Source organism: Bacteroides cellulosilyticus DSM 14838, from assembly GCF_000158035.1.
In the GTDB taxonomy this organism is placed as follows: Bacteria; Bacteroidota; Bacteroidia; order Bacteroidales; family Bacteroidaceae; genus Bacteroides; species Bacteroides cellulosilyticus.
This window is the reverse complement of record NZ_EQ973490.1, coordinates 196,822-216,519: the sequence shown is the minus strand read 5'-3', so window position 1 is coordinate 216,519 and position 19,698 is coordinate 196,822. Positions and strand designations below refer to the sequence as shown.

The 19,698-nt window shown below is 41.4% G+C and carries 10 protein-coding genes; all 10 read left to right on the top strand.

Features of this window, described 5'->3' with window-relative positions:
- Positions 1-178 precede the first annotated feature (178 nt).
- Positions 179-3,571, top strand: a complete 3,393-nt coding sequence (locus BACCELL_RS05880) for a SusC/RagA family TonB-linked outer membrane protein (protein ID WP_007210701.1) — start codon at positions 179-181, stop codon at positions 3,569-3,571.
- A 23-nt stretch (positions 3,572-3,594) separates the two neighbouring features.
- Positions 3,595-5,292: a RagB/SusD family nutrient uptake outer membrane protein gene (locus tag BACCELL_RS05875; RefSeq protein ID WP_022209683.1), complete on the top strand. Its 1,698-nt coding sequence runs from the start codon at positions 3,595-3,597 to the stop codon at positions 5,290-5,292.
- Positions 5,293-5,454: 162 nt separating this feature from the next.
- Positions 5,455-6,504, top strand: a complete 1,050-nt coding sequence (locus BACCELL_RS05870; protein ID WP_007210699.1) for a winged helix DNA-binding domain-containing protein — start codon at positions 5,455-5,457, stop codon at positions 6,502-6,504.
- Between the two features lie 176 nt (positions 6,505-6,680).
- Entirely contained in the window at positions 6,681-8,306 is a 1,626-nt protein-coding gene (locus BACCELL_RS05865; RefSeq protein ID WP_007210698.1) for a DUF6377 domain-containing protein, read from the top strand.
- A 214-nt stretch (positions 8,307-8,520) separates the two neighbouring features.
- Positions 8,521-11,604, top strand: a complete 3,084-nt coding sequence (locus BACCELL_RS05860; protein WP_044153407.1) for a SusC/RagA family TonB-linked outer membrane protein — start codon at positions 8,521-8,523, stop codon at positions 11,602-11,604.
- A gap of 12 nt (positions 11,605-11,616) precedes the next feature.
- Positions 11,617-13,530 carry a RagB/SusD family nutrient uptake outer membrane protein gene (locus tag BACCELL_RS05855; RefSeq protein WP_007210696.1) on the top strand — a complete coding sequence of 638 codons (1,914 nt, stop codon included), beginning with the start codon at positions 11,617-11,619 and terminating at the stop codon, positions 13,528-13,530.
- A gap of 25 nt (positions 13,531-13,555) precedes the next feature.
- Complete coding sequence (locus BACCELL_RS05850; protein WP_007210695.1) at positions 13,556-14,254, top strand: DUF3823 domain-containing protein; 699 nt, start codon at positions 13,556-13,558, stop codon at positions 14,252-14,254.
- 11 nt (positions 14,255-14,265) lie between these two features.
- Complete coding sequence (locus BACCELL_RS05845; RefSeq protein WP_157133884.1) at positions 14,266-16,422, top strand: glycoside hydrolase family 97 protein; 2,157 nt, start codon at positions 14,266-14,268, stop codon at positions 16,420-16,422.
- Between the two features lie 21 nt (positions 16,423-16,443).
- Complete coding sequence (locus BACCELL_RS05840) at positions 16,444-17,751, top strand: hypothetical protein (RefSeq protein ID WP_044153405.1); 1,308 nt, start codon at positions 16,444-16,446, stop codon at positions 17,749-17,751.
- A gap of 153 nt (positions 17,752-17,904) precedes the next feature.
- On the top strand, positions 17,905-19,698 hold a 1,794-nt coding region (locus BACCELL_RS26810), incomplete at its 3' end, for a glycoside hydrolase family 9 protein (RefSeq protein ID WP_007210692.1).

The following is a 19,698-nucleotide window of genomic DNA, read 5'->3' as shown; positions in this document are numbered from 1 at the left end:
GATATATAATTATGGTAATAGAGATATAATATAAGTTAAACCTATAAATAGAGAAAGAGCCTATGAAACAGAAACTTATCTGACAGGAGAAATAGCCTTAGCTATTTCTAACTGACTATCCTTACCCCAACTTTTTAGAGAGAACTATTTAATTAATAACAAAATCATCAATCTTTTTATGAATGAAGATCGCAAAAAACGAGGATTGGCACATAGCAAATTCCTCACAGTAGTAGCAATGAGCGCACTGTTTTTAAGTAGCGGTAATGTGATGGCTACTCAAGTTGCTTCGGATAATGTCTTGGAAGTAACTGAGCAGTTACAATCTATTAATGTTACAGGTTTGGTCGTAGATGCGACGGGCGAGCCGATTATCGGTGCCAGTGTGGTAGAAAAGGGAACGACGAATGGTATTGTAACTGATATCGATGGTAAGTTTATTTTGAGTGTAAAGACTGGAGCTATATTAAAAATATCATTCGTAGGTTATCAGCCTCAGGAAGTAAAAGCTACACCTACTATGAAAATCGTGTTGAAGGAAGATACGGAATTACTGGATGAAGTTGTAGTTGTAGGTTATGGTGTACAGAAGAAAGCTAATCTAACAGGTGCGGTAACTACTGTAGACTTGAATAAGACTATGGCGGGACGCCCTCAGCAAGATGTATCCAAGGCATTGCAAGGTGCGGTTCCTGGTTTGAGCATTACTACAGAAAATGGCGATATCAACGGGAATGCTTCAATGCGTATTCGTGGTGTCGGTACGTTAAGCAATTCTGAAAAGAGTAATCCACTGATTGTGGTGGATGGAGTTCCGATGGACGATATCTCTTTCTTGAATACGCAGGATATTGAAAGTATCTCTGTACTGAAAGACGCCGCTTCTACCTCTATTTATGGTACCCGTGCTGCCTTTGGTGTTATTTTGATCAATACAAAGAGTGCTAAACCGACGGAAAAGGTTACTATAAATTATAGCAATAACTTTGCTTGGGATCAAGCAACCTACCTTCCGAATTTCTCGGATGTTCCCACACAACTTCGTTCTGCGTTGGAGGCTAAGGCAAATGCCAACCAATATGAAGTCGAACTTTTTGGTATGTATTTCGATAAGTTGTTGCCTTATGCTGAAAAGTGGGCACAACAGAATGGAGGAAGAAAACTGAAATACGGTGAAATGAGACCGTATCAGAGCGATAGCAATGTCGGTGATTATACCATCATTGACGGAACTCCTTATTACTATGCTGATTGGGATGTTCAGGATATTTATTATAGCAAAGCTGCTCCTTCGCAGAGTCACAACTTATCCGTTCAGGGAAGTTCAGGTAAAACTAACTACTACCTTTCTTTTGGCTATGATGAGAAAGAAGGTATTATGAAGGTGCGTCCGGATGAGTTGAAGAAGTACAACGTTTCAGTAAATGTGACTACGAATTTATATGATTGGTTGCAAGTAGGTGCACGTGTCAATTACTCCCGCAAGGCTTATCAACGCCCTGATATTTACAGTAGTACTTATCAGACCCTTTGGCGCTGGGGTTCTTTCTTCATTCCATCAGGCACCATTGATGGTTATGATACTCGCCTCATGGCTATGCGTAAACAAGCATCTGATCGTAAGGAAATAACAGACCTTACTCGTATGAATGCATTCTTGAAAGCTGAAATTATCAAGGGGCTTACTTTAAATGCCGATTTTACTTATGCAATTCAGAACTTGAACAGTGGTTCTGAGGACTTTTCGGTCTATGGTATCAACTGGTCAGGAATGCCTGTTCCCAGCTATATCGTTACCAAAAGTAATTCAGCTATTTGGCGTGATAATTCCAAGCAGAATACTTGGACTCTGAATGCGTATGCCAACTATGCCAAGACTTTTGCAAAGAGTCATAACTTGAATGTAATGGTTGGAGCCAATGCGGAAGAAGTGGATTACACTTATTTATATGGATATCGCAAAGGACTGTATGATGAAGCATATCCCGAATTGAATTTGGCGAGCCAAGATGGACAGCAAATAAACTGGTCACATACTTCCCGCGCATCAGCCGGTTATTTCGGTCGTATTAACTACGATTATAAGGGTATCTATCTGTTGGAAGTGAATGGACGTTATGACGGTTCTTCCAGATTCCCGCACAATGATAAATGGGCATTCTTCCCTTCTGCCTCTATAGGATATCGATTCTCGGAAGAAGCTTATTTTGCACCGTTGAAGAAAGTTATCAGCAATGCTAAATTCCGTGCATCCTATGGTGAAATTGGAAATGAAGCTATCGGAAACTATATGTTTGAAGAATTGATCAGCCAACGTGAAAATACATCGGCTACGGGATATATTTATTGGGTAGATGGCAATGGGGCCAATGCTAACAGATTGACTCAATACAATATGCCTAAACTGGTATCGAAGTCTCTTACCTGGGAACGTATCCGCACTACTGACATTGGTTTGGACTTAGGTTTCCTGAATAATGAACTAACCGTAGGTTTTGACTGGTATCAACGTGAAAACCGTGATATGCTTGCTCCAGCTCAAGTTTTGCCGAACAGTGTAGGTGCCACTGCTCCTTACGATAACGCAGGTACACTGCGTACTCGTGGATGGGAGTTGAACCTCGACTGGCATCATAAATTCGGTGAATTTAATGTTTATGCCAATTTCAATCTTAGCGATTCTAAAACGAAAGTAACAAAGTGGAATAATGATACTAAGTTGCTTAGTTCTTATTTTTCGGGCAAGACTTATGGTGACATTTGGGGCTTCGAAACAGATCGTTATTTTGAAGAATCAGACTTTACAGGTCAGAATGCAGATGGTTCATGGATCTATAAGTCAGGCGTTGCCAGCCAGTCCGCACTTGAACGGGCTCCGTTCCACTATGGTCCTGGTGATATTAAGTTCAAAGATTTGGATGGCAGTGGTGCGATTGACGGTGGAAAAGGAACAGCTGATGATCATGGTGACTTGAAAGTTATCGGTAATTCACTTCCTCGTTACGAATATAGCTTCCACTTAGGTGGTAGTTGGAAAGGCATTGACCTGGATTTGTTCTTCCAAGGCGTAGGCAAACGTTCTGATTGGACTATTGCTTCTCTGAATTTCCCGATGATGCGTTCTGCCGACTTAGCTGTTTACGAACATCAATCAAGTTACAACAGAGTGTTCTATAGCGATGACTGGAAAACAATTACCGGCTATGATATCAACCAAGGCAATACTTATCCTCGTTTATATCCGGGAAATGAAGCCAAAGGTACTGTATCGGGTATTGCGAACGGTTCCAACAACTACTATCCGCAAAGCCGTTACTTGACTGATATGTCTTATCTCCGTTTAAAGAACGTAACTGTCGGTTATACTTTACCGAAGGAATGGACCCGCAAAGCTTTCATCGAAAAGGCGCGCATCTACTTTAGCGGTAGCAACCTCTTCTTGCTTTACAAGGGTAGCGATCTCCCCGTTGATCCGGAAATCAGTACAGGCGACGGGCTTACTTCAGCAGGTTGGGGACGTACGGCACCTATTACCCGTACTTTCTCGTTCGGTATTCAGGTAACCTTATAATAATGATTAAAACAATAAGAATGATGAAAAAGCTATTCATATACGGAACAATGGCACTGATGGCCTTGACAAGTTGTAATGACTTTCTCGACAAAGCACCTTTGGATGCCTTTACCAATACTCCTGCATATTGGAGTAATACGAGTAATCTTGACAACCAATGCAATACGTTCTATAACAACTATTCAGGTTATGGAAACGGCAGTGGTAGCGGATGGTACTATTTTAAGACATTGAGTGATGATCAGGTAGACTATCAGTCGACAGTCTGGACTTACACAAGTGTAGTGGCTACTTCTACAAATTGGTCCGACCCTTTCACCGAAATCCGTCGTGCTAATTATATTATCGAAGGATTGAAAACATCTTCTCTTGATGACGCTGTTAAAGCTAATTATGAAGGTCTGGCACGTTTGAACCGGGCATGGGAATATTATCAATTGGTTCGCATGTATGGTGACGTACAGTGGATAACTACGGTTGTAGACCCGGCAGAAAAAGATGTGGTTTACGGACCACGTACGGATCGCGATATTGTAATGGACAATGTCCTTGAAGATCTGAACTATGCTACGACTACAATTACGGGAACCAACAAGCAACGCTTCAGTGCTGACATGGCACTGGCTATGAAAGCTGACATCACGTTGTACGAAGGTACCTACTGTAAGTATCGCAATGCAAATGACAATGCTGGTAAGGCTGCCGACAACGCTCGTGCTGAGAAGTACTTGCGTGAATGTGTGTCTGCTTGTGAAACTTTGATGGGGAAGGGATATTCATTGAATCCGAGCTATCAAGGAAATTATAATTCAATATCGCTCAGCTCCAATCCGGAAATGATATTCTATAAGCCTTATTCGCAGAATACATTTATGCATTCTACTATTGACTACACTATAAATACCAGTGGTACCAGCGGTATGACTAAAAATGCTTTCGACAGTTACCTGTTCCTTGATGGTAAGCCCAAAGCAACCACTACAATGGATACCAATGATGCCGCAGTAAAAGATGCAAATGGAAAGTATAACCTTGAGTCTGTGCTTGCTGTTCGCGATAAGCGATTGGCGATTACTCTCGATCCTGTATTATGCTTTAAGGGTAGTGCTTATAGCCGTGCCGGAGTTGCTGCATTTACTTCTACTACCGGTTATGGCATAGCTAAATATGATAATACGGCGGAATTGTCAGTAAGTGACCGTAACAGTATTGGCAAGCAATATACAGATTGCCCGCTTTTCTGGTTGTCTGTTGTCTATCTGAACTTTGCTGAAGCCAAGGCAGAGCTTGGAACATTGACGCAAGCCGATCTTGATAATTCCATCAATAAATTGCAGGAACGTGCCGGTCTGCCCGCTATGACTACCAGTCCGGAAGCCGATCCGGCTAATAATATGGGTGTCAGTAATTTGCTTTGGGAAATCCGCCGTTGCCGTCGTTGTGAGTTGATGTGCGATAACTGGACACGTTATTGGGATTTAATTCGTTGGCATAAGCTTGATTTACTAGACTCTTCCAAGAATCCTACGATCTATCTTGGGGCTAACATGAAGAATGTAGAAAATCCGGAAGTGGATGTTAATAGTGATGGATACATGATTGGTTCCAATACCATCAACCAACCGCGTACCTACGAGGCTAAGCATTATTTCTATCCTATACCTACCACTCAGCTGACTCTGAACTCGAATATGGAACAGAATCCGTTCTGGAAATAAGGTGAGATTGTTAATGGCGTAACTGAAAGAGGTTGGATTCTATTTGTTAGAGTCCAACCTCTTTCTTGTTGGGATATAGGGGCGTTGTTGGATATCACAAAATATTCTCTATCTTTGTAAAAAGCTGTCCGATACTAAAATCATAATTTTATCATTTGAACCATGCTTAAACTAAGAATGTTGTCACAGGGTATTGCAGGACCACGGTTTGAAAAGCCGGAGGAAGTTGTTGAATGGATGGGTGCCATGCAGGCACAGGACATCAGGGCGGCGAAGTGGGCTGTAGGGTTGCGTATTGCAAGTCCCTCGCTGACGGCTGTGCAAGAGGCGCTGGATACGGGCCGGATTTTGCGTCTTCATGTGATGCGTCCCACGTGGCATTACATTCCCGGTAGAGACATCAAATGGATGACGGGGTTATCCACTAAAGGTCTGCTGTCTAAATTTCGTTTTTATGCCAAGCATTTCAGTCTGACTGAAGAAGACTTCCTCCGCAGTAAGCCCCAGATAGAAGAAGTGTTGAGCGGACAACACCTGACGAGCCAGGAAGTTCTTGAACAACTCCACTCAAAGGGCATTGCTCTCGATGAACCCATCGTGAAAATGTATCTGAGTTTTGGCGAGGCAGACGGTACCGTGTGCAGCGGCATCGAGAAGAACGGAAAGCATACCTACGCACTGACCTGTGAAAGAATTCCGGATGCCATCGAGCTCTCCCATGAGGAGGCTCTTGCAGAACTTACACGGCGATATTTCAGGAGCCACGGTCCGGCCACACTGGAAGATTTTGTTTGGTGGTCTGCATTGAATATAGGCGAAGCGCGTAATGCCATCGCTTCACTTGGCACTGAAATGATAACAGAGCGGTATAACGACCGTGAAATGCTGATACATGCTTCTTCGCCCGGGCTTGTAGGAGAAGTGGAGATTGATGAAAGAAATGTATTCCAGTTCCTTCCACCGTTTGATGAATACTTGGTAAGTTACAAAAATCGTTTAGACTGTATAAAGGAAGCGCATACGAAGTATGCTTATAATAATTTTGGTATATTTCAATCTGTAATTCTCCATCAAGGCCGTATCACCGGGAATTGGCGTAAAACTTCAAAGAAAGGGGTTTTTGATACATCTTTTTTCCCTGGGTGCAGGCCTGCTGCGAAGAAACTTATCGAAAAAGCTATAAAGGAATGTGTATTGTTCCATGAAAGTTGATTCCCTTTTTTATTGTAATATTATGTATTTCTTCATTTGAGAAACAAATAATTTATAAAAATCATCTGCTATATAGAATATCTCTGTAATTTTGTCATAGATGAACACTGTTATATTGGTTTGTAAATACTCAATCGAATATAATTTATTGAACGTATGCTAAATATGAAGATACTATGAGAATGTTTTTATTTTTATTACTGGTACAATTCGTTTCTACGGCTTCTGCATCTCGGACAGACTCTATTCTTACTATATTGGATTCTGAATTGGGCAAAAAGATGGAATACCGGATGGAAAAGGAAAAACAGATAAGTACATTGAAGCAAAGTTTATTCGTTGCAAGTAGTGTTTATGAGCAATATTTCATCTGCGATAAATTATACAATGAGTACAGTTCTTACCAGTTTGATTCTGCCTATGTCTATGCGCAAAAATCAATTGAAAAGGCGGAGCTATTGAAGAATGATGAGTTGATGGAATCTGCTAAATCTAATTTATTGTTTTGCTTTATATCTGCCGGATTATTTAAGGATGCCATTGATGTTATGCAAGAGATAAATACTTCCCGAATGTCAATCAGACAGAAGCAAATATTTTATGATCAGATGAGCAGGTTATATTCCGAGCTAGCCAGGGAGAATATGAAAGAACCGTACCATAGGAAGTATGTAAATCTTTGTCAGGCATATTGTGATTCTGCACTATTGATTCTGCCTGAAGGTTCTTATGAATACAATAATGTATTGGCACTGAAAACTTATACAAACCCTGATATACCGTCTGAGAAAAAGATTGCTTTTTATGAAAGAATAACTGACCCGAAAGACCGTAATTTACATCAATTGGCTATAAATAGTTCGATTTTGGGGGCGTTGTATATGGGGGATAGGAATAGCGAACCGGCTCTTTATAACCTTGCATTATCCGCTATATCAGATATTCGGCTCGGAATAACAGAAACCGCTTCTAAAACAACATTAGCTATTTGGTGCTATGAACTGGGTAATATAGAAAAGGCGAGCAAATATATTCATGCCTCACTTGAAGATGCTAATTTCTATAATGCCCGGCATCGGAAAGTAGATATCAATGCCGTATTACCTATTATCGATAAGGAAAATATGGAGATTGTAGCGCGGCAGAATAACAAACTTATAATTCTGTTAGTTTTGGTTTGTATTTTTGCCACCCTTTTATCGGTTTGTTTGTGGTTCTATTATAAGATAAACAAAAAGTTGGGAAAGAAAGAAAAGATAATCCGCGAACAATTTAACCAGCTACAGACAGTGAGCGACCAACTGAATACAGCTTATGAAAATCTGAAGGAAGCTGATGCTATTAAAGACCAGTATATTTTAGAATCTTTATATAGTAAATCCGACTATTATAATAAGATAGAATCCATTCTCAAGAAAATAGATCATAAACTTTCTGTCCGCCAGTATGACTCTATTAAAGGACTTCATACAGAGTTTGACTTGAAGAGAGAACGGGAGAACATGTTTCAGTCATTTGATAAGACTTTCCTGATGCTTTTCCCGGATTTTGTCAGCGAGTATAATAAGCTTTTTCCCGAAGACAAACAAGTTGAGTTGGACGAAGAAAATGCGCTGACTCTGGAACTTCGTATATTTGCTTTGATAAGATTAGGGATTACAAACAGCGAAAAAGTATCTCAGTTCCTCAATCTTTCCGTCAATACCATTTATGCATATAAAACTCGCATAAAAGCCAAATCACTTGTTCCGAAAGAAGAGTTTGAATACTATATTATGCGGATAAAGAGAGCTTATAACTGATATTTATATCTGTATATAATCTCTTTTGAAATGATGTATATTGTTGATATATAGAGATATATCGTTTTTAACTATTTGTATCATGCATTGATTGCTTCTTTGCTGTTCTGTAACATACTAATTTTGCCATCAGTAAATTTTGCTGTTAAATTTTAAATTTAGTATTATGCGGAAAGAGCAGGTTTTTTCTCGAAAGCTACTATGCTTTCTTTTTATGATCGTCTTTTCTTCTTCGGCAGTACTATATGCGCAAGGAGGAGGAAAAGTAAGAGTGAAGGGACACGTTTCTGACGTGAATCAGGAACTCCTGATTGGTGTCTCTATCCAGGAAAAGGGAACATCGAACGGTATTATTACTGATGTTAACGGTGGATTCTCTTTGGAGGTAAGCCCTAAGGCAACGTTGGTTGTCAGTTATGTAGGCTATGCTACTCAGGAGTTTCCAATCAAAAATCAAACGGACTTCGATATTGTGCTTCAGGAAGATGCACAATTATTGAATGAAGTAGTGGTGGTGGGTTACGGCACACAAAAAAAAGGAAATCTGACCGGTGCTATTGCCAGTATTAAATCAGATGAGATTCTCACGACGACACATTCCAGTCTGGCACAGAATCTGCAAGGTAAAGTTGCAGGATTGCAAATCAGGCAACAGTCCGGTGAGCCTGGATCTTTTGATAATATGATTAGTATCCGTGGATTTGGTACACCTTTGTATGTTATCGATGGTATTCCCCGTGACGGTTCAGGTGAATTTCAACGATTGAATCCGACAGATATTGAAAGTATCTCCATCCTGAAAGATGCCTCGGCAGCCATTTATGGTCTGAATGCTGCAAACGGTGTTATTCTTGTGACAACTAAAAAAGGACAGAAAGGAAAGCCACGTTTCAACTATAGTGGTGTGTTCGGTTGGCAGAAACCTACGGATGTACCCGAAATGATGAATGCCGGACAATTTATGGATATTAAGAATGAGGCAAGTATCAATGCAGGTGGCGAACCTATCCTTACGAAAGAAGAGTTGATGAAATGGAAAGAGGGAGCACCCGGATACGAAAGCACCGATTGGTATGACGAAGCTATGAAAGGCAGCGCTTTTCAACAGCAACACAATTTCTCGGTGACCGGTGGGAGCGAAAACGTGGACTTTTTCTTTAGTCTGGGCTATCTGACCGATAATGGTATTGTGAAGAACGATGGTTTCGATTATGAAAAGTATACATTCCGAAGTAACTTGAGTGCTAAATTGAGTAAACACCTGACAGCCGAAGTGTTGATTGGCGGACGTTACGATACAAAGAAAACACCAAGATTTACTTTCTTTGATATCTTTAAAGCTACGCGTGCAGCTTGGCCCACTGAACGCCCTTTTGCCAACAACAATCCGGATTATCCTTCCAAAGTATTTCTGGACAATAATCCGGTAGCCATGTCCGACCCGGATATCGTAGGGTATAGTCAGACCAATAACAAGGCACTTCAGACAACCGCTTCTGTAAAGTATGACGTACCTTTCGTGCAAGGACTGCAAATCAAGGCTACCGGTGCTTATGACAGTAATATGTATATGGGAAAGAATGCACATCGTTCGTATGATGTATTTACCTATGCCAGCGAAACAGATACATATCTGAAACAGACAATTGGTGCTCCGGCTTATATTAACAATAGCTATGACGATCATAATAAATTGGTATTGCAGGCACAAGTGTCCTACCAACGATTGTTCAACAAACGTCATAATGTAGGGGTTACATTGGTTTATGAGCAGAGTAAGTATTGGTATCGTAATTCCAGTTTGCATCGTGATTATGATTTCTACACTAATGATCAGGTAGATCAGGGAAGTGTCAACAACATGAAGAATGGCGGTTACGAAACAGAAGAAGCCAGTATGTCCTATATAGGGCGTTTTACTTACGATTATATGAGCCGCTATTTGGTGGAGTTTGCCTTCAGGGAAGATGGTTCTTACCGCTATGCTCCAGGTGCAAGATGGGGATTCTTTCCGGTAGTGTCAGTGGGTTATCGTATTTCAGAAGAAAAGTTCATTAAGGATAATCTGACGTTTATCGATAACTTGAAATTGAGAGCATCTTATGGTACGGTGGGTGAAAATACGGGTGAGCCGTTCCAGTATGTACAAGGATTTTCTACTACTGGTGGAGGCGGATATTCATTTGTAGATGGCGTTTATACCGGTGGAGCAGCTTCGCCCGGCATTATTAATCCGAATCTGACGTGGTTGAAATCGAAAACACTGAATATAGGTATTGATGTAGGCTTGTTCAAAGGCTTGCTCAATTTTGAGATGGACTTATATCAACGCGACCGTAAAGGATTATTGGCCAAACGTAATCTTTCACTTCCCAATACATTTGGAGGTTCATTGCCTGATGAGAATATCAACAGTGACCGGGTGAGAGGTATAGACCTTTCTGTCTCTCATAATAACAGTATCGGTAGTTTTCATTATGGTGTAAAGTTTAATATGAACTTTGCCCGTACAATGAATCGCTATGTAGAACGTGCCCCTTTCAGAAGCAGTATGGAGAAGTGGAGAAATGGAAGTTCCAATCGTTGGAATGATATGAGTTGGGGCTTTGTACCGGTAGGACAATTCCAGGATATGGATGATGTCAACAGTTATATTCTGCAGAATGGAGACCAGGGAAATATTCAGGAATTGCCGGGTAGCTTCAAATATGAGGATGTCAATGGAGACGGTTTGCTCGATGATAACGATTTGCAACCTTTATTCTGGACCGGACAACCTAAGATGCACTATGGTATTACATTGAATGCTTCCTATAAAGGGTTTGACTTCAATGCCTTGTTACAAGGTTCAGGTAAATATTCAGTGCGCTTTACGGAAATTTATAGTGAAATCATGGCTTTGAACGGAGCCAATATGCCGACCTATTTCTACGACAGATGGCATCGTGCTGACCCTTATGATCCGAACAGTGAGTGGATTCCGGGCAAATGGCCCGCAAGCAAAGCCAGCAGTTCGGGGCAGGTGGGTAGTATGTACAAAGAAAGTAAGATATGGAGAAGAGATGCTTCTTATTTACGCCTGAAGAATATAGAAATCGGATATACTATACCAAAGCGTCTGTTGGTAAAGACCGGATTGGCTGATGTACGCGTTTATGTAGATGCATATAACCTGTTTACTTTTGCCGATTCATTTGTGAAGCCTTTCGACCCGGAAAAAATAGAAGGTGCCTATGGTTGTGGCTTCAGCTATCCGGTAATGAAGAGTTATAACATTGGAGTGAATGTGTCATTTTAAAGAATAGAATTTATGAAACTAAAAATAACGATATTACTGGCTCTGACGGTTCTCCTGAATTGTAGTTGTTCGGACTTCCTGGATTTGGAGCCCAAAAATAAGGTAACAGCCGACCGCCTGTTTAGTGACCCGAAAGGTGTTCAGGCTTATATGGCAAATCTCTATTATCAGCTACCGATTGAGGACTTTACGTTCGACCAGGATAAAGGCTTTAATTACAATTACAATGGTGCCCAGAATTTTGGAATCAACCCTTCTGTCTACACGGATGAGGCCGTAAGCTCCGAGTACTGGATGTTTATTGGCTGGGATATCAATATGTATCAGTGGTGGAACGGTGGCTATAAGCTGAACCGCGATGTGAATGTACTGGAAGCTGCTATTCCGACTTTGGATATTACGGATGTGGAGAAGAAGTCACTGATTGGTGAGTGTGCTTTTATCAAAGCTTATAATTACTTTGCATTGGTGAGAAGATATGGTGGAGTACCTTTGGTGAAAGAGTTGCAGGAGTATGAAGGTGATGTGGAAATACTGAAAGTGCCTCGCTCTACAGAGAAAGAGAGTTGGGATTATGTGCTCGAACTATTTGATAAAGCTATCGAAAATCTTCCTCAATCATGGTCTGATAATCAGCGTCGGGCAACAGTATGGGCGGCTTATGCCTATAAATCAAGAGCAGCTCTGCATGCTGCATCCATAGCTAAATATTGGAATGAATATCCATTTTCGGGAGAGGCAGTAGACAAAGGGTATGTAGGCGGTATGACAGCGGATGATGCCAATCGGTATTACGAAGCCTGTATCAAGGCATCCGAAGCTCTGATGAATGATAGTCCCTATTCACTGCACAAACCTAATCCAGCCAACCCGGAAGAGGCTGCTCGTAACTATCAGGAAATATTTGAAGATCCGTCTACAGCTCCTGAAGAGGTGATCTTTGCAAAAGGGTATGCACAACCCGGTGCTGAGAGAGGGCACAGTACAGACTTTTGGAATAATCCGAACCAAACAGCTAACGGTGCTTCTTATCCGGGACGTACGAACCCCACTCTCGATTTGGCAGATCTTTATGAAAACTATGATAATCCGGGGCATAGTGCACCGATAGTAACAACTGAAGATGGAGACCTTAGTGATGTTTCAGGCTATAATCCTGCTAGAAAATATTTGCACTTCGACAATCCGATGGATATATTCAAAGGAAAGGATGCCCGCTTGTTCGGAACATTGATTGTACCTTCAAGTCAGTGGAAGAATACCACCATCATTATTCAAGGTGGTATGATAAAACCAGATGGAAGTTATGTTACAGAGACTGAAGATTCATACACCATGCCCAACGGAAAGAAGTACTATACCTTCGGAGCATCGGTTCGTAGCGAATATTCAGGTTTTGAGAATCATCCGAATATGACGCGTACCGGTTTCCTGAGAAAGAAGTTCCTGAATGAAAAATCGGATGTTGCTCCCCGATTCTTTGAGTCGACTACCAGTTACATTGATATACGCTATGCTGAAATCCTGCTAAACTATGCCGAAGCTGTAGTAGAAAGTAATTATTCGGCAAATGGAGCGCAAACCAGAGCAGCAGAAGCTATCAATGCACTGAGAAAACGTGCCGGACATACGAAGGATATACCGTTGACACTGGACAATGTGCTGCGTGAGCGGAGGGTAGAACTTGCCTTTGAGAACCGTAGACACTGGGATTTGATGCGCCGTCGTGAATATCAGAAGGAGTTTAATGGTAGGGAAAGGCTTGCTCTGATGCCGGTGATTGACCTCCGTGGGGAGAAACCTCAGTATATATTTGTTCGTAAATTGATTTCCCGGGATGGGATGAAGTTCTTCGAACCGAAAGCTTATTATGTATGGATTCCTGGTACTGAAACTACAGGTATCACCCAGAATCCCCTCTATTAAGATCTAAAATTATTAAGCAGAAATTATGAAAAAGATATTTGTAAAAACTTTGTTTATAGCAATGAGTGCTTTGATATTGCACTCATGTGAACTGGATAATTACGACGGACCGGACGCTACCCTTTCGGGTAGAATCATCGATAAAGAAACCGGTGAGTTGGTGGAACAGGATATTATCCGTGGTACGCAAATTGAATTCATCGAGCACGGATATGACAATCCGTTGACGCAATATATGGTGATAAAGAATGATGGTACGTATGCTAACAAAATGATGTTTGCAAATGACTACACGATACAGATTAGGAGTGCTAACTTCCCTGCGACAGAACCTGTGGAAATTACCATTAAAGGAAATACTACTTATGATTTCGAAGTAATCCCTTACTTGAGGATAAAAGATGTACAGATTAAGATAGAAGGGGATGAAGTGGTGGCTACCGCAAAAGTAGAGAAAACCACAGGGCATAAAATTACCAGAATTGGTCTGTACGCACATCAAAACCAACAGGTGGGAGAACAGATGCGCCAATTGTATGCTGAGTGGCCCAATCCGGAAGACGGTGGATATGTGGCAGGCAATGAATGCAAATTGTCAATTCCCATTTCTACAAACAAACATCTTCTGAAGCCGGGAACTAAATTTTATTTCCGAGTAGGTGCACAGGTCGATGCTTCTGAAGCAAAACTGAACTATGCTCCTGCCATACAAGTCGCTTTTTAAATGATATGATTATGGGAATAGGTAAAAAGATTATAGCGTTATTCATTTTAAGTTTAACCCTGCCCTCACTTTGGGGGCGGGTTATTGACTCACCGGATGGAAACTTGAAATTGTCATTCGATGTCAATAATAATGGTACACCAATTTATAGTCTTGACTATAAGAATAAGGCGGTTTTGAAAAAGGGTGGGATGGGATTCGTTATCAACGATTCTCAAGCGATGGATGCTGGTTTCAAGGTTGATAATATTCAGTATGATACAAAAGAAGAGTATTGGACACCCGTTTGGGGAGAAAACAACCGGATCCAAAGTCATTATAAGGAAATGCTGGTGCAACTCATACAGAAAGAGAGCAGGTTAAAATTGAATATCCGTTTTCGTTTGTTCAATGATGGACTGGGATTTAGGTATGAGTTCCCTGTGCAGCCGGGTTTGAGGTGCTTTGTGATTCAGGATGAAAAGACAGAGTTCCGTCTGGCGGGAGACCATACGGCTTTCTGGATTCCGGCTGACTATGATTCGAACGAGTATCCGATTTCCACCTCTTCACTCTCTCAGATATCTACTTTGATGGATGATGTAAGGAAGGAGGGTTTAGCAGCAAAAGCTCCCGCACCGGGACTGGTCATCCAGACTCCGTTGATGCTGAAATCGACTGACGGACTTTATATTAATATTCATGAAGCGGCGTTGGTAAATTATGCTGCCATGTGTTTGAATGTGGATGATAAAACCTTCACACTCACTTCGCATTTGACACCAGATAAAGCGGGAGTAAAAGGATATATTCAAACCGGTAGTGCGACTCCATGGCGAACCATTGTGGTCAGTGATGATGCCCGTGATATATTGGCATCTAACTTGATACTGAATCTGAATGAACCGTGCAAACTGACGGATACTTCATGGATTAAACCTTGCAAGTATGTGGGGGTATGGTGGGAGTATTTCACGGGAGGAGGTTCTACCTGGACTTATACAGATGCTCAAGATGTTGTAATCGGTGAAACGGATTATACAAAGCTGACACCACACGGGCATCATGGTGCCAATACAACCCATGTGAAGGAATATATCGACTTTGCTGCTGAAAATGGTTTTGATGCTGTATTAGTGGAGGGCTGGAATGAAGGTTGGGAGAATGGAGGAGGGTACTTGAAAGAACGTGTGTTCAGTTTTACCAAGGCATATCCTGATTTTGATGTGGAGGGTTTGCACCGTTATGCCTCAAGCAAAGGAGTAAAGATAATAATGCATCACGAAACCTATTCCACAGCTTCCGATTATGAAAGGCAATTACATGATGCTTTCCATTTTATGGTAGATAATGGTTATGATGCTGTGAAAACAGGATATGTAGGACGGCTTATTCCACGTAGCGAGTATCACGATAGCCAGTGGATGGTGAATCACTACCTGTATGTGGTAAAGACTGCTGCCGATTATAAAATCATGGTGAATTCTCATGAAGCGGTGCGGCCTACAGGAGTGTACAGAACTTATCCTAACTGGATAGCTCAGGAATCTGCACGGGGCACTGAATTTGAGTCTTTCAACGATGGTATTCGTCCGGACCACACGACTATCCTGCCATTTACCCGTCTGATGGGAGGACCTATGGATTATACCCCCGGAATCTTTGAGGGTGATCTTTCGACTTACGGTTCGAATAAGCGTAAGCGTAGTTCAACATTGGTGAAACAGTTAGCACTGTATGTTACCATATACAGCCCCATACAGATGGCTGCTGACTTGATAGAGAATTATAAACGTTATCCTGAACCGTTCCAATTCATTAAGGATGTTGCAGTAGACTGGGATAAAACGGATATTCTGGAAGCTGAACCGGGAGACTATATCACGATTGCCCGTAAAGCAAAAGGGAAGAATGAATGGTTTGTTGGTGCTATTACTGATGAGAATGCACGTACAGCAACTATTCCTTTCGATTTCTTGCCTGATGGAAAAAAGTACATTGCAACTATATATGAAGATGGAAAAGATGCTGATTGGGAAAAGAATCCACAGAGTTATCATATTTTCAAAGCAGTAGTTACCAATAAGAGTGTACTCAAACAGAAACTGGCACGAAGTGGCGGAGCAGCTATCAGTATTGTTGAGGCCACTGGTGAAGAAGGGTTACGCGGGTTGAAAAAGATTAAATAAACATGATTAAAGCAGGAATATATGAATAAACACTTATTATTGACAGGTTGCTTGGCTTTAGGTTTCCTTTTCTGTCGATGTGAAGATGGTAGTTTGGTAGATGGTAGTTCTCCTTCCATGAATGAAGTGATGCCCACCCGTGCATCTGCTTTCTTTAACTCGATAGGAGTGAATACTCACATTGGTTTCTATGATACAAATTATGCAGATTTCCAAGGCATGCTCAAACCACGTTTATTGGAACTGGGCGTCAAACATATTCGTGATGGTAATATCTGGGGTGGAAACTCAGGTGATACTCCGTTAACCAGATGTAAAGAGTTGGAACAGTATGGAATTAATCTATTACTGATCTGTTTTGGTGGTGATCCGGTAGTGGATGATCCAGTGGAACGTGCCGGGGCTTTTGGACAGATGCTTTGGGGGATAGAACCGGTCAACGAACCGGACCTCAATAAGAAACCTGGTGAGTGGGAGCAGCATGCCCGCAATGAACAACAACGAGTGTTCACTGCCGCACGCTCTATTCCGGGAAAACAGGTTCCTGTATTGGGGATTGCTTTAGCGGAGAACGTTGACAACCCTTCGCGATTAGGCAATCTTTCTTCGCAGTTGGATTTTGGTAATCTACATTTGTATGCTTCGGGGGTACATCCTACGAATCAGGATTTTGGTAATTACTGGGGGACACGTATGGAAGTGGCAATCAGTAAGGCAAGACTCATTTGCGGTGAGAAACCGTTGATTATAACAGAAGCTGGTTATCATAATTATGAGAATAGCAATCAGTTTAGAGGATGTTCGGAAAAGGCCGCTGCTATTTATCATGTTCATCTGCCGTTTGTATATTATAATGCAGGGGTTTCCCGGACTTATATTTATGAACTTCTGGATTGGAATAAGGCCGGTGTAGTGGATGATATGAATATGCATTATGGCTTGATACGTGCAGATGGTAGTGCTAAGCCATCTTTCCGGGCACTGAAGAATCTGCTGTCGATAGTCAAGGAGGAAGAAGTATCTTACGAATTGTCTCCACTAAAGTTTGGAATTGATCCAACGGTTAAGGATATTGAATATACATTGCTTCAAAAGCAAGATGGCAGTCATTGGTTGGCATTGTTCCGCAAAGTGAATGTGTATGATGTGAAAACTCATAAGGATATTGAAGTAGCTCCGGTAAATGTGAATGTGGAGTTTGCTGAAATACCTTCCTCTATCGATATGTATATTCCTAATCAGTCAGACCAGATAATACAAAGCCTTAAAACCGGTGACAAAATAAGCTTGCAGTTGGGGGCTGAATTGGTACTTTTGAAAATAAAGTAGATTGGTTTGTAAAATTTATATAAAGATGTACCAAATCCGTACTTAATACGGAGAAGGCTATTCGGTTCCGTTAATAAATTGAGCGATGTGTAGCGCTGAGGAGCTTGAATAGAATATAAATATAGAATAAAATATTAAAGTTGAAAGTTTTTCATGAATAATACCCGAAAATTAGTGCAACTGGCATTACTGTCGTTTGTCTTTATATTCAATGCGAACGGTAGAGGTATCAGACTGGAGTTTGGACAACGTTTCCCATTACCTGTTCGGACAGAATATTCATTACTATCGCAATGGGAACGGAAGCCAGTCTTGGATTCACTCTTGATTGAAGATATGGAGCAAGACAGCGAATGGCAGGCAACCGGTATTGCCGAGTGCTATTACACCGAAGAACATGCTGTAGACGGGCGCCGCTCTCTTCGTTTCCGTACTTCTCTGGTAGATACTGCTTACTATCGGCTTCCTATGAATCGTACTCCTTGGAATTCTTTCAAAGGGGAGCAAGGCGGATATGCCAGTGTAGGGCGGACATTTGAAAAAACTCAGGATTGGTCCCAATTCAATCGTTTGTCTTTCTGGGTGTATATACATCCCACTTCCAATCCTATTTATTGTTTTTTTCTGGAACTGGAGAACGAAGGTACTGATTATAATTCTACTACATCGCGTAAGCACCATTTTGTCCAAGACCTTGTTCCGGGACAATGGAATCATGTATTATGGGAGATACCACATCTTGAGAGGGATAAAGTAAAGAAGTTCAATATCATCCAGACATTAATCGGACATACTCCTGAGGGAGAATCGGTCATTACTTATGATTTTGATAGGTTCCAGCTCCAGAAAGTAGAGACGGATAATTTTGAAGGGTGGGATCTTCCTTCAGGCAAATTCTCTTTTTCACATATCGGATATAGACCGGAAGATAAAAAGATTGCTATGATTGGACATCCGGATTGTCAGGATTTCCAGTTGCTGGATGTTGATGGAAAAATAGCTTTTCAGGGTTCGGTTGTTGCAGATACTACTAAGAACGGAATATTTCATTTGTTGGACTTTTCCAATTTCAGAGAAGAGGGAGCCTACCGTTTACAATGTGGTACGAATGAGTCTCTTCCTTTTCCAATTGAAGAGAATATCTGGCTGTCCCCATTGTTTAGTGGCTTGAATTTCTATTTTTGCCAGCGTTGTGGCTATGATGTACCAGGTATTCATCAGGCATGTCATAAGGATTGGTTCGGCTTTCATGGTAATGAACGGAAGGTTATTAATGGAGGTTGGCACGATGCAGCTGACTTATCGCAAGGGTATTGGCGTACAGCCATGGGAGTGTATGCTCTGCTTAGTAATTTAGAACTGATTCGAAAAGATAAAGCTTTAGCTGAATTGTCAGAAAGAATGCATTCTGAAATTAAGTGGGGTATAGATTGGTTACTGAATACTCGCTTCGAAGATGGTTATCACATGAGTTGGAGTGTTATGAGGATTTATACAGATAATCTGGCAGGCACTCTGGATGACAATGTGAGCCAGGCACAAAAAGTACCCTGGGAGAACTTCCTGGGAGCTGCGGTTGAATGTAAGGCGGCCGGAATACTGGTTGATTCGGACCCTGAATTATCAAAGAAGCTGTTGGCGTGCGCTACAGAAGATTGGGAGTTTGCTTTTGCATCCCAAGATGATTGGGGTCGTACCGGATATCAGGAAGCTTCATGGGGTGCGATTGCTTCTGTATTATTGTATCGGGCAACCGGTGAAGAACGTTATAAAGCACAAGCACTTCATTTCGGGAAATTATTGGTGCAATGTCAGGAACAAAGTTTTATCAATGACATGCCTGTCACCGGATTCTTTTATTACGACACATCCCGCAGGAATATAATTCATAATACACATGCAGCATTTGAAGAAGCCGCAATGATAGCTTTCAGGGAACTGTGCGAC

What these genes read in the sequence shown, in the direction of transcription:
- BACCELL_RS05880 (WP_007210701.1), top strand. Translation starts at nt 179, where the DNA reads ATGAATGAAGATCGCAAAAAACGAGGATTGGCACATAGCAAATTCCTC.
- BACCELL_RS05875 (WP_022209683.1), top strand. Translation starts at nt 3,595, where the DNA reads ATGAAAAAGCTATTCATATACGGAACAATGGCACTGATGGCCTTGACA.
- BACCELL_RS05870 (WP_007210699.1), top strand. Translation starts at nt 5,455, where the DNA reads ATGCTTAAACTAAGAATGTTGTCACAGGGTATTGCAGGACCACGGTTT.
- BACCELL_RS05865 (WP_007210698.1), top strand. Translation starts at nt 6,681, where the DNA reads ATGAGAATGTTTTTATTTTTATTACTGGTACAATTCGTTTCTACGGCT.
- BACCELL_RS05860 (WP_044153407.1), top strand. Translation starts at nt 8,521, where the DNA reads ATGATCGTCTTTTCTTCTTCGGCAGTACTATATGCGCAAGGAGGAGGA.
- BACCELL_RS05855 (WP_007210696.1), top strand. Translation starts at nt 11,617, where the DNA reads ATGAAACTAAAAATAACGATATTACTGGCTCTGACGGTTCTCCTGAAT.
- BACCELL_RS05850 (WP_007210695.1), top strand. Translation starts at nt 13,556, where the DNA reads ATGAAAAAGATATTTGTAAAAACTTTGTTTATAGCAATGAGTGCTTTG.
- BACCELL_RS05845 (WP_157133884.1), top strand. Translation starts at nt 14,266, where the DNA reads ATGGGAATAGGTAAAAAGATTATAGCGTTATTCATTTTAAGTTTAACC.
- BACCELL_RS05840 (WP_044153405.1), top strand. Translation starts at nt 16,444, where the DNA reads ATGAATAAACACTTATTATTGACAGGTTGCTTGGCTTTAGGTTTCCTT.